General features: G+C 68.1%; 9 protein-coding genes. 4 read left to right on the forward strand and 5 right to left on the reverse strand.

Annotated features, from left to right (window positions below):
• Positions 1 to 19 precede the first annotated feature (19 nt).
• Entirely contained in the window at positions 20 to 778 is a 759-nt protein-coding gene (locus K7711_RS44705; protein WP_372460267.1) for an HAD-IIA family hydrolase, read from the reverse strand.
• A gap of 235 nt (positions 779 to 1,013) precedes the next feature.
• Here K7711_RS44705 and fgd point away from each other — a divergent pair, with 235 nt between their 5' ends.
• On the forward strand, positions 1,014 to 2,021 hold the full coding sequence (fgd, locus tag K7711_RS44710; RefSeq protein WP_222978857.1) for a glucose-6-phosphate dehydrogenase (coenzyme-F420): 1,008 nt from the start codon (positions 1,014 to 1,016) through the stop codon (positions 2,019 to 2,021).
• A 45-nt stretch (positions 2,022 to 2,066) separates the two neighbouring features.
• Here fgd and K7711_RS44715 read toward each other — a convergent pair whose 3' ends face one another.
• Positions 2,067 to 2,576: a nitroreductase/quinone reductase family protein gene (locus K7711_RS44715; protein ID WP_222978860.1), complete on the reverse strand. Its 510-nt coding sequence runs from the start codon at positions 2,574 to 2,576 to the stop codon at positions 2,067 to 2,069.
• 89 nt (positions 2,577 to 2,665) lie between these two features.
• On the opposite strand from K7711_RS44715, the gene pta reads away from it, so the two are divergent.
• Both pta and K7711_RS44725 read left to right on the forward strand, forming a co-directional pair.
• On the forward strand, positions 2,666 to 4,741 hold the full coding sequence (gene pta / locus K7711_RS44720) for a phosphate acetyltransferase (RefSeq protein ID WP_222978862.1): 2,076 nt from the start codon (positions 2,666 to 2,668) through the stop codon (positions 4,739 to 4,741).
• A 29-nt stretch (positions 4,742 to 4,770) separates the two neighbouring features.
• Complete coding sequence (locus K7711_RS44725; protein WP_222978955.1) at positions 4,771 to 5,967, forward strand: acetate kinase; 1,197 nt, start codon at positions 4,771 to 4,773, stop codon at positions 5,965 to 5,967.
• A gap of 253 nt (positions 5,968 to 6,220) precedes the next feature.
• Here the strand turns inward: K7711_RS44725 and K7711_RS44730 are convergent, their stop codons facing one another.
• From K7711_RS44730 to K7711_RS44740, 3 genes are all read right to left on the reverse strand, one after another.
• Entirely contained in the window at positions 6,221 to 8,518 is a 2,298-nt protein-coding gene (locus tag K7711_RS44730; protein WP_308015222.1) for a serine/threonine-protein kinase, read from the reverse strand.
• 500 nt (positions 8,519 to 9,018) lie between these two features.
• The gene (locus K7711_RS44735; RefSeq protein ID WP_222978957.1) at positions 9,019 to 10,017 is read right to left on the reverse strand and encodes a glutamate ABC transporter substrate-binding protein; all 999 of its coding nucleotides are present in this window, start codon (positions 10,015 to 10,017) and stop codon (positions 9,019 to 9,021) included.
• Positions 10,018 to 10,085: 68 nt separating this feature from the next.
• On the reverse strand, positions 10,086 to 11,426 hold the full coding sequence (locus tag K7711_RS44740) for a GlnX family signal transduction membrane protein (protein ID WP_235748784.1): 1,341 nt from the start codon (positions 11,424 to 11,426) through the stop codon (positions 10,086 to 10,088).
• A gap of 160 nt (positions 11,427 to 11,586) precedes the next feature.
• Between K7711_RS44740 and K7711_RS44745 the strand changes: the two genes are divergently transcribed.
• The gene (locus tag K7711_RS44745; protein WP_222978867.1) at positions 11,587 to 12,252 is read left to right on the forward strand and encodes an NUDIX hydrolase; all 666 of its coding nucleotides are present in this window, start codon (positions 11,587 to 11,589) and stop codon (positions 12,250 to 12,252) included.
• The last annotated feature ends 47 nt before the right edge of the window (positions 12,253 to 12,299 follow it).

Here is a 12,299-nt window from a genome sequence, read left to right on the forward strand (position 1 = left end):
GAGATTCGCCCCGGCCCGCTCAGGCGTCGAACGGATTCGCCGTTCGCCCAACCAGATCCGCGACCGAATCGACGACAACCGTTGGGCGGTAGGGGTATTGCTCGACCGATTCGCGGGTGGAGATGCCGGAGGTGACCAGGATCGTGCGCATGCCCGCTTCCAGACCGGCGATGACGTCGGTGTCCATCCGGTCGCCGATCATCACCGTCGATTGTGAATGCGCGCCGATGCGGCGCAACGCCGAACGCATCATCAGCGGGTTCGGTTTTCCGACGTAGTACGGGTCGCGGCCGGTGGCGCGGGTGATCAGGGCGGCCACCGAGCCGGTCGCGGGCAGCAGGCCCTCGCGCGACGGGCCGGTGGCGTCCGGGTTGGTGGCGATGAACCGCGCGCCGCGCTCGACCAGCCGGATCGCGGTGGTGATCGCCTCGAACGAATAGGTGCGGGTCTCGCCGAGCACGACGTAGTCCGGGGCGCTGTCGGTCAGCACGTAGCCGATCTCGTGCAGCGCGGTGGTCAGGCCGGATTCGCCGACGACATAGGCGGTGCCGCCGGGACGCTGTTCGCTCAGGAAGGTCGCGGTGGCCAGCGCGGAGGTCCAGATCGACTCCTCCGGGATGTCCAGGCCGCTGTGCCGCAACCGGGCCGCCAGATCGCGCGGGGTGCGGATCGAATTGTTGGTGAGTACGAGAAAGGGAACGTCGTTGGCCTGCAGTTCTTGCAGGAACTTGTCGGCGCCGGGGATCGGGTGGTCCTCGTGCACCAGGACCCCGTCCATATCGGTCAGGTAGGACAGGATCGGTTCGTCGTCGGCAGTCACCAGCACATTGTGGGCCATGGAGGTTTCGGCCGGGGGCGTTGTGTGAAGGTGCGACCGTTCACACAGACCGTTTCGGAGCTGACTATGGTCGAAGAAGGCCCCATAGGACGGGGTGCTGTGGAATGTGGCACACCCGCTCGGCGCTGCACAGGGTCGACGGGACTGTCGGCAACGGTGAACAGGAGTGGACGCAGTGAGTGATCTCAAGCTCGGATACAAGGCGTCGGCGGAACAGTTCGGCCCCCGTGAGCTCGTGGAGCTCGCGGTCGCGGCCGAGGAGCACGGGCTCGACAGCGCGACGGTGAGCGATCACTTCCAGCCGTGGCGGCACGAGGGCGGGCATGCGCCGTTCTCGCTGGCATGGATGACCGCGGTCGGTGAACGAACCACCCGGATCCAACTGGGCACCTCGGTGCTCACCCCGACCTTCCGCTACAACCCCGCGGTGGTCGCCCAGGCATTCGCGACGATGGGCTGCCTGTACCCGGATCGGATCATGCTCGGCGTGGGCTCGGGTGAGGCGCTGAACGAGATCGCGACCGGGTACAAGGGCGAATGGCCGGAGTTCAAGGAGCGTTTCGCGCGGCTGCGCGAGTCGGTCGATCTGATGCGCGCGCTGTGGACCGGTGACCGGGTCACCTTCGAGGGCGAGTACTACCACACCGTGGGCGCCTCGATCTACGACGTGCCCAAGGGCGGCATCCCGGTGTACATCGCCGCGGGCGGCCCGCTGGTGGCCCGCTACGCCGGTCGTGCGGGCGACGGTTTCATCTGCACCTCGGGCAAGGGGATGGACCTGTACACCGAGAAGCTGATGCCCGCGCTCGGTGAGGGTGCGGCGAAGGCCGGTCGCACCGCCGAGGACATCGATCGGATGATCGAGATCAAGATCTCCTACGACACCGATCCCGAACTGGCACTGCAGAATACGCGTTTCTGGGCGCCGCTGTCGCTGACCGCGGAACAGAAGCACGACATCACCGACCCGATCGAGATGGAGGCCGCGGCGGACGCCCTGCCGATCGAGCAGATCGCCAAGCGCTGGATCGTGGCGAGCGACCCGGACGAGACGGTCGAGCTGATCAAGCCGTACCTCGACGCGGGCCTGAACCACCTGGTCTTCCACGCCCCGGGCCACGACCAGCGCCGTTTCCTGGACCTGTTCGAGCGCGACCTCGCTCCGCGGTTGCGGGCGCTGTAGATCCTTTCCTCCGGCTGCCGCCGATTGCGCGGCAGCCGGGGCGGATCAGCTTCGGCGGACCGCGAAGATGCGCAGGTCGCGGCTGGTCCGGTCGCGGTATGCGGTGTACGCCTGGGAGATCTGTTCGAACTGCGCGTAGACCTCGGCTTTGCGGTCGGCGTCCTGGAGCAGTTCGGTGTGGACCGGAATGCGTTCTCCCGCAATGGTTATCACGGCTTCCGGATGGGCGAGCAGATTCGAGGTCCAGGCCGGATGATGTTCGCCGCCGAAATTGCTGCCGACCAGATACAGCACCTCTCCGGCGTGCGCGTAGAGCAGCGGAGTGGTGCGCGGCTGCCCGGACTTGCGCCCGGTCGTGGTGAGCAGGAGTACGGGTGCGCCGACCGGCCCCAGCGCCGTGTACCGGGCCCCGGTGCGTTCGAGGACTCTGCGATCCAGCGGGCCGAGTGCGTGGACCAGCGCGGATCCGACGTCGGTCGCCGCGAACGCGCTCAACGTGCGCCCGAGAAGCCCGGTCCGCGAGCCCCACTGACGATCCGGAAACGGTGCTGCCATGGACGGATTCTAGGCGCGTGAATGTGATTTTCCAGTAGTTTGCCGTGCGATGGGCGAATCCGGCACGCGTGCTCGTTAAGCTCGCGGTCATGGCCGAGATCGCACCGTCCACCGTGTACATCGCCTCCCCCGAGGGGGACACCGGGAAGTCGACGGTGGCGCTCGGGGTGCTGCAGATGCTGTGCGCGACCACCGCGCGGGTGGGGGTGTTCCGGCCGATCAGCCGCTCGACCAGGCAGCGGGACTACATTCTGGAGCTGCTGCTCGAACACAGCACCGCCGATATCGACTACGAGCAGGCGATCGGCGTCGGCTACGAGCAGGTGCACGCCGATCCGGATGCGGCGATCAGCGATATCGTGATGCGTTTCCACGAGGTCGCGAAGGTGTGCGATGCGGTGGTGATCGTCGGCAGCGATTACACCGACGTGGCCAGTCCCAGCGAACTGCGCTACAACGCGCGCATCGCCGCCAATCTCGGCGCACCCGTGGTACTGGTGCTGCGCGGGTCCGAGCGCACCCCCGATCAGGTCGCCGAGCTGGCCGAACTCTGCGCGGGCGAACTCGGCTACGAACACGCCCAGCTGGTCGCGGTCATCGCCAACCGTTGCGATCCCGAGGCACTCGACCAGGTCGCCGCGGCGCTGGATGTGGTGGACGTGCCGTCCTGGACGCTGCCGGAGGTCCCGCTGCTGACCGCGCCGACCATAGCCGAGCTGTGCGAGGCCATCGACGGCGAAATATATTCCGGCGACCCGGAATTGATGCAGCGCGAGGCGTTGCACGTGATGGTCGGCGGGATGACCGCCGAACACATCCTCGAGCGGCTGTCCGACGGTGACGCGGTGATCGTCCCGGGCGATCGCTCCGACGCGCTGCTGAGCCTGGTGAACGCCCATGAGGCCGAAGGCTTTCCGTCGCTGGCCGGAATCATCATGAACGGCGGTATGCTGCCGCATCCCTCGATCGCGCGGCTGATCGCGGGTCTGAAGCCGAAACTCCCGATTCTCACCACCGAGCTGGGCACCTTCGACACCGCGGTCGCCGCGCGCACCCGCGGCCGGGTGTCGCTGTCGAGTATCCGCAAGGTCGACACCGCGCTGGCGCTCATGGAACAGCGGGTCGATGCACGAAAGCTGTTGCAGCGCATCGAGGTTCCCATCCCCTCGGTGGTCACGCCGCAGATGTTCGAATATCAGCTGATCGAGCGGGCCCGCGCGGATCGTCGGCGCATCGTTCTGCCGGAGGGCGGTGACGATCGCATTCTGCGCGCGGCGGGCCGGGTGTTGCAGCGCAAGATCGCCGATCTGACCATCCTCGGTGACGAGGCCGCGGTGCGTGGACGGGCTGCCGAACTCGGCGTCGACATCGCCGACGCGGAGGTCCTGGATCCCGAAACATCCAGTCTGCGTGACGAATTCGCCAAGGAATATGCGGCCCTGCGCGCGCACAAGGGGATGACCGAGGATCGGGCGCGCGAATACCTCACCGACATCTCGTATTTCGGCACGATGATGGTCTACGAGGGGATCGCCGACGGGATGGTGTCCGGTGCGGCGCACACCACCGCGCACACCATCCGGCCCTCGTTCGAGATCATCAAGACCGAGCCCGGCGTGTCGACGGTGTCCAGTGTGTTCCTGATGTGCCTGGCGGATCGGGTGCTGGCCTACGGCGACTGCGCGGTGGTGCCCGATCCGACCGCCGAACAGCTCGCCGACATCGCGATCTCCTCGGCTCGCACCGCCCAGCAGTTCGGCATCGAGCCGCGGGTGGCGATGCTGTCCTATTCGACGGGGGAGTCCGGCAGCGGTGCGGATGTGGACAAGGTCCGCACCGCGACCACCCTCGTGCACCAGCGCGCACCCGAACTGCTGGTGGAGGGCCCGATCCAGTACGACGCGGCGATCGAGCCGACGGTGGCCAGCACCAAGCTGCCGAATTCGGAAGTCGCCGGTCGCGCTACGGTGTTCGTCTTCCCTGATCTCAACACCGGCAACAACACCTACAAGGCCGTGCAGCGCAGCGCGGGCGCGGTGGCGATCGGTCCGGTGCTGCAGGGGCTGCGCAAACCGGTGAACGACCTGTCCCGGGGCGCGCTGGTCGCCGACATCGTCAACACCGTGGCGATCACCGCCATCCAGGCACAGACCGGACTCCAGTGAGCGGCGTGCGCGAGGAAACAGGAGGCATGATGCGGGTCCTGGTGATCAATTCCGGGTCGTCGTCGATCAAATATCAACTGCTGGACCCGGTTTCGGGCACGGTCGCGGCCTCGGGCATGGTCTCGCGGATCGGTGAGCCGGTCGAGCCGGGTGCGGTGACGGTCGAGCACGACAGCGACGGGCACACCCTCGAACACGACGGGGCGATCGCGGACCACGCGGCGGGATTGCGGGTGGTGTTCGAGCTGTTCGCGCAGAGCGGGCACGATCTGACCGGCGAGGGTCTGCACGCGGTCGGGCATCGGGTGGTGCACGGCGGCGAGGTGTTCTACCGGCCGACGCTCATCACCGACGCGGTGGTGCGTTCGATCGACGAGCTGTCCGCCCTTGCGCCGCTGCACAATCCGGCCAATGTCGTCGGCATCGAATCCGCACGCCGGTTGCTGCCCGATGTTCCGCAGGTCGCGGTGTTCGACACCGCGTTCTTCCACGGGCTGCCCGATGCCGCGAAGACCTACGCCATCGATGCGAAAGTCGCTGCTGCGCAGGGGATCCGACGTTACGGATTCCACGGCACCTCGCACGAGTACGTCTCGGGCCGGGTGGCCGAGGTGCTCGGCCGGGATGCGTCGACGGTGAATCAGATCGTGCTGCATCTGGGTAACGGCGCGTCGGCCTCGGCGATCCGGGGCGGTCGCGCGGTGGACACCAGCATGGGGCTCACCCCGCTGGAGGGCCTGGTGATGGGCACTCGCTCGGGCGACATCGATCCCGGCATCATCGCGCACCTCATGCGCACCGCGGATTTCGATATCGATGCGATAGACCAACTCCTGAACCGGAATTCGGGTATCAAGGGCCTGTCCGGCGTGAACGACTTCCGCGAGCTGCAACGCCTGATCGACACCGGTGACCGCGCCGCGAGCCTGGCCTACGAGGTCTACATCCATCGCCTGCGCCACTACATCGGCGCCTACCTGGTGGAACTGGGCGAGGTCGACGCGATCACCTTCACCGCCGGAGTCGGTGAGAACAGCCCCCAGGTCCGCGCCGACGCCCTGGCGGGCCTGACCCGCTTCGGTATCACGGTGGACCCGACCCGCAACACCGCGAAAGACCGTGCGGCCCGGTACATCTCACCCTCCGACGCCGAGACGCCGGTACTCGTCGTCCCCACCAACGAAGAACTGGCCATCGCCCGCGCCGCCGCCGCACTGGTCACCTAGGCTCGTCCACCCCGACAGGACATCGGCATCGGCCGTACCGCGGGGCGATTCCGGAGTGACGGAGCGGCTCAGCGAAGGAGTCCAAGGACAACCCAGGCCCGTCGACTCCAGGTAATGCCAACTCCGAAGGTCGGGGCCCGGGTCGATTCTGGACTGACGGAGCGGGGGAGCGAAGCGGAGGAGCGGAGGAGGGAAGAATCGGCCCTTCGGGGGCCCCGACCCGCCGGAGCGAAGCGGAGGCCGAAAATACAGCTCAGAACCAGGTTTTGGCGCGTAGCGCGTTGGCGAGATCGATCAGGGCGTAGCGGTGGGTGCGGCCGGGGGCGGTCCGGGCCAGGCCGCGCAGGCCGGTCTCGGCACCGTTGCGCAGGTCTCGTTCGGTGAAGGGGGCGCCGAAGAGGATGGCGTCCGGATTTCTGGGTTTGTTCCCGGCCTGTCGCCAGGCCAGGGCGGTGCCGAGGACCAGGACACGCATCTGGTTCGCGCGGTGTTCGCCGTTCGGGATCTGGTCGACGCGGTAGGCGGCGACGTGCAGCGCGTCCTCCTCCAGTTCCGCGACGGGAGCGGCGGTGAGCAGCAGAAGTGCCGAGGTCAGGCGGGCTTCGTTGTAATGGCGTGAGGCCGGCGGGACCTGGTCCAGGGCGTCCACGGCCTCCTGCACCCGGCCGTCGGCGGCGAGCTGGCGGGCCAGGCCGAATGCGGCGCTGACCACGCCGCGATCGGTCCGCCAGACGGTTGCGTAGAACTTCTCGGCATAACTGCGCCACTGCTCGGGATCCGGCGAATCCCACTGTTGCAGAACGAGTTCAGCGGTGGCGGCCAGGGCGAGTTTGGGGGCGATCTCGCCGGGCAGCGCCTGCAGGACCGTGTCGAACCGGTCGAACGCGTGCTCGTAGTCGAGTTCGAGCAGTCCGGCCAGGCCCCGGTACCACTGGACGCGCCAATCGGATTCGTCCAGACGGCTCAGCAGCTGCCGGGCCGATTCGGGTCGTTCCAGAACCAGTTGGATGCGTACCTCGGCGAGTGTGCATTCGACCTCGAAGGTGTCGGGCATCTCGGCCGATCCGGCCTCTGCACGGGCGCGGGCGATGCGGACCGACTCGAGCGCGTGCAGCGGTTCGGGATGCACAGTCCCGGCCAGTAGCGCCGCGGACGGGTCGGCCGGGTCGATCAGCGGAACCGGAAGTGCCGCAGCGACATCGCGGGCGCGCAGATTCTTGCTGCGCTCGAGACCGTCGGCGTAGGCGTCGGTCTGCGCGAGTATCTCCTCGGTGCCGAAGCTGGTCCGGGGCGCGCTGAACAGTGTGGACAGTTGTGGATGTTCTGTTCCGCTGTCGGCCGAGAGTATTTCGCGCAGGACGCCCGCGAGTTGGGTGGCCATGATGCGCGCGGAGAGGAAGCGGCGGTCCGGGTCCGGGTCGGTGGCCCGCAGCAGCAGCCGGTGGAAGAATTCATACCTGGCGAGTGTGGGTTCGTCTGCCGGGCTGGGGATTCCGTCGAGATAGCGGCCCTTGTCCGTCGGCATGTTCAGGGTGAGTACGGCCAGCGTGCGGCCGACGGTGTAGCTGTCCGAGGCCGAGGTGGGGCCGGTCCGAGCGATCTCCGGGGCCTGGAAACCCCTGGTGCCGTACAGGTTTCCGTACGATTCGAAGACCGCGACGGCGCCGAGGTCGATCAGTTTGACCTGATCCTCGGTGATCATGATGTTGTCGGGTTTGAGATCGTTGTAGGCCAGCTCCTGGGAGTGCAGATATTCCAGCGCCGGAAGGATTTCCAGCAGATAGGCGATGGCCTCGGCGACCGGCATCCGCTCGGGCCGGGTGTAGATGTCGAGCATGTCACGCAGCGACCGACCGCCCACGTACTCCATGACGATGTATCCGATCGGGGTGCCGCCCGGTGCCGGATGCTCGACGAAGTTGTGGATCTTGACCACGCTCGAATGCGCCAGCTCGGCCAGATACCGCCGCTCGGTGACCGCGACCGCCTGCGCCTCGGCGTCCCCGCCGTGCAGCAGGCCCTTGAGCACCACCCACCGATCGTTGACGTTGCGGTCGATGGCCAGATAGATCCAGCCCAGCCCGCCGTGCGCGATGCACCCCTGGATCTCGTACTGCCCGGCGACCATATCGCCCGACTGCAGAAACGGTCGGAAATCATAAGGCACACCGCAGATTTCGCACGTTCCCGCCGCCTGCGCCGGACGTCCCGGCCCCGCGCGTCCGACCGGTTTAGCGCAACGCCAGCAGAACCGCCGCCCCTCGCTCACCATCGGATCGTTGAGCACTGCGGACAGCGGATCGATCGGCGGCACCACCGGAATCTCCACCAGTCCCGCCCCCAGCCGCCGCACACTGGGCCGGGTACGAACCGTCCGCCCGCTACCGCGCGCAGAAGACCCGGACCCCACAGTCTGCCCCGAAGTCTCCTCTGCCCCGGCCCTCCCCGCGGATCCCTTGCGCCCCTGCGTATCCGAACCCTCCGCTACGACGGCCGCCTGCGTCGCAGGAGACTGCTCGGTACCGACCCCACCGTCCGCGGAAGTCCCCACGAGCACCGCCCGGGTCGCCGGTTGCTCGCTGCCCGCACCAGTGGAGCCGTCGGCATCCGGTGGTGCAGCCGCAGCGGTAGCGGCAACCGCTTGCGTCGCTGGAGATTCTCGGCCGTCGTTCGAGGTGCCGGATTCGATTGCGGTATCCGAGGAACCGACCGAAGACGCCTCGGCAGGCGGTTGCGCAGTGTCGGACCTTTCGGAGCCGTGGATATCCGGTGGTACCGCCGCAGCAGTAGCGGCAACTGCCTGTGTGGCCGGAGGTTCACGCTCGTCGTCAGAGGTGTCGGATTCAACTGCGGTATCCGGAGAACCGGCCGAAGGTGCCTTGGTGGGCGGTTGTGCAGTGTGGGCGCGGTGGGTGTCCGGCGGTGTCGGCGCAGCGGCTTCTGTAGCAAGGGGTTCGGGATCTGCGATGGAGGCGCGGGCGGTCGCGGGTTGTTCCTCGGACGTGGGTTCTGCTGTGCTGGAATTGATTTCGTCGGGCCGGTGCATCGATATCAGCCCTGGTAGTCCGGTTGGGGTGGGCCGCTGGAGGGGCCGAGGGCGGCTTGGAGCCAGCGCTGGTAGAGGCGGTTCCAGGTGCCGTCGGTGCGGATGCGGTCGAGGGTGCCGTTGACGAAGCGCACCATATCGTCCTCGCCCTTGGGGATTCCGACGCCGTACGGTTCGTCGCTGATATCGGCGCCGACCATCTCGGCGTAGTACGGGTCCTGCACCGACAGTCCGGCCAGGATCGTGTTGTCGGTGCTGACCGCGTCGACCTGACGCTGTTGCAGTACCACCAGGCAGTCGGCCCAGGTGGGCACGGTGAGAATCGATGCGGCGGGCTGCCCGCGCCGGATCTGATCCAGCGAGGTGGTGCCGGTGACGATGCACACCCGCCTACCCGCCAGATCGGCCAGACTCCGGATACCGGAATTCTTGATCGCCAGGATCCGTTGGTGCGCCATGAAATACGGCGCGGAGAATGCCACCTGCTGTTTGCGCGCGCAGGTGATCGTCATCGTCTTGACCACCACGTCGACGGTGTGGTCCTCGAGGGCGCGTTCGCGATCGGCCGACCCGAGGATCCGGTATTCCACGCGCTGCGGATCACCGAACAGATCCCGCGCGATCTCCCCGGCGATATCGACGTCGAATCCCTCCAGCGTGCCGCTGACCGGGTCGCGGAAGCTGAACAGATTGCTCCCCGGGTCCAGCCCGACGATCAGCCGCCCCCGGGCGCGAACCGCGTCCAGGTCCGGCCCGTGCGACGTCCCGTTCGGACTCAGGCTCGCGGTCAGATCCCCGCATCCCGCCCCGGCCGCAGGCGGGATCGGCGTGTTCGTCCGCGCGACAGCGGCATTCGCGGGAAGCGGGGGTTCGGTATAACTCCCCGCATCCGACCGCGGCGAGGTGGTGCCCTGCGCACACCCTGTCACCAGCAACGCGGTCGCCGCGAGCAACCCGGCCAGCGCCCGCCGACCGTTCGCCCGCCGACCGGCCGAGCCCGGCATCGCGAGACCGGTCCACCGGTGCGCGCCTCGATCGGCCCGCGAACCCGGCCGATACTTTCCGCACTCGCTCATCGATACTCCCGCAGACGCGGCCACAACCCGGCCACCACGAACATCGCGGACAGCACCGCGAGGGTCAACGCGCCCGGGGACAGGATATCCAGGGAGCGGGCGGCATCGGAGATGTCGTTACGCAATGTGTTGCGGGCCTTGCCGATTCCGTCGGCGAGCGCGTGGTCCAGGGCCTGCACGCTGGCGGTGGCCTCGGTGGGGCCGGGGCCGATCGCGACGGTGGCCGCGCCGGGGAAGTCACCGCGGCCGAGTGCGTCGGTCATCCGCTGATGCGCCTGCCGCCAGCGATCCAGGGCGGCGCGCGCGGTGGCGACGTCGTCCGAGGCGGGTGCGCCGTGCGGATAGTGGCTCAGCAGGTCGGTGAGTTTTTTGGTGGCGTTGTCGTAGATGCGGTCGTAATCGCCGCTGTCGTCGCGACGCACCAGTTTCAGGGTTTCCGCGGCACGCGCCTGCTGGGTGAGGATGCGGCTGTCGGTCAGCTCGGAGGTCGGCACCGCACCGTCATCGCGGCCGTCGGTGGTGGACAACGCCGAGATCGACCCGGCCGTCACCGTCCACGCCAGCAGCACCACCAGCGTGCCCGAGGCCAGCAGCAGACCCGCGTTGAGCACGCGATGCCAGCGCCGCGCCAGATACAGCTGCGCCACCACGAGCGCGGCCAGCGCGACGACCGGCAGGATGATGGCCAGCCACGGCGGACGCACATGCCGCCGCTGGGTGTCCGAGATCGCCGTCGAGCGATGCTCCTGCAACTCCTGGGCCATCCGCAGCATCCTGGTCTGCATCAGATTCGACGCTTCACTCAGATAGGCCGCGCCGACGGGATGGCCGAGGCGATTGTTGGTGCGGGCGGTCTGGATCAGCTCGGTGTACACCGGCATCTCGGTGGCGATTCCGGTGCGCAGCGCGGCGTCGGGATCGTTCGCGCCCGCCGAATCGTGGCTGGACTGGGCGACCAGTTCCGCCGACGCGTCGCCGATCGCCTGGTTGTAGGCGTCCAGGACGTCCTGGGGTTCCAGACCGCCGAAGATGAACGCGGTGCCCGCCTCGGCGTCGGCGACCGACAGCGAGGTGTACAGGCGCTGAGCGGAATTCGCGTCCGGCTCGGCGTCGTCGAGCAGATACTGCAGCGCGTGCTGGCGGTTGCTCACCTCCGACGCGGTCACCGCCCCGGCCACCAGGCACAATCCGAGCAGAATCAGGCCGACGGCAATGAGTTTCGCGGGCGAGGAGCGGGCGAAGGAACGCATATCGGTGGCATCGATCTGCCGACGTACGGCGGCGGCCGCGGCGCGGGGCGTCAGCTCGTCGAGCCGCGGTTGCGCGGTCCGGGTCATGGTCACCTCCGTTCCATCGCCGACGAGGGCCGTGCCGGTAGAGCTTATTGTGGTCGTGGCGATGTCGCGCGGGTGTATCGCCCAGTCGATCCGACTTTTTTACATCGGAGCGGCCGGAGCACCGGGCGATCGGCGCGGGCGAGGATGGGACGAGGCGAGTATGCGTGGTGACGGAGACGGCTTTCTGGCCAGCCCCGACGGGACGCGGCAGTGGGGATTGTTCGGTGCCGCCGGGCTCCTGCTCCGCGCGCCCGCGCCCGGTGGCGGCGCGGTGGTGTTGATGCAGCATCGCGCGCCGTGGAGCCATCAGGGCGGCACCTGGGCCCTGCCCGGCGGAGCCCGCGATTCGCACGAGACCAGCGAGTGTGCCGCGGTGCGTGAGGCATACGAGGAGGCCGGTATCGCACCGGACGCGGTGCGCGTGCGCGGCAGCCGCGTGACCGCGACCGCACCCAGCGGTTGGATCTACACGACCGTCGTCGCCGATATCGCCGAACCGGTGGTGACCACGGCGAACATTGAAAGCGCCGAACTGGCCTGGGTTCCCGAGGCGCAGGTCGATGCCCGCCCGCTGCACCCCGGATTCGCCGCCGCCTGGCCCCTGCTGCGTGCCCGCTCGGCCCGCATCGGCCTCGACGACCTGCCCGACGCCACCGAACTGGCCGCCGCGCTGCCCCGCACCCTGGATCTGGCCGATCGGGGATTCCTCTGGCTGCACAGCGCCGATTGCGGTGGCCGCAGCGTCCGCATCGCCGAATCCCCGGAGTCGAACGGGGAGTCCTCGGCAGATGTGTTGTATCTCACCCTGAGTCAGATCCTGTCCTGAGCTGCATTCGGCGATCGACCCATCGCACCGGAGGGCCGATATGTTCT

Origin of the sequence: Nocardia coffeae, assembly GCF_019890715.1 — a bacterium.
Classification (GTDB): domain Bacteria; phylum Actinomycetota; class Actinomycetes; order Mycobacteriales; family Mycobacteriaceae; genus Nocardia; species Nocardia jiangxiensis.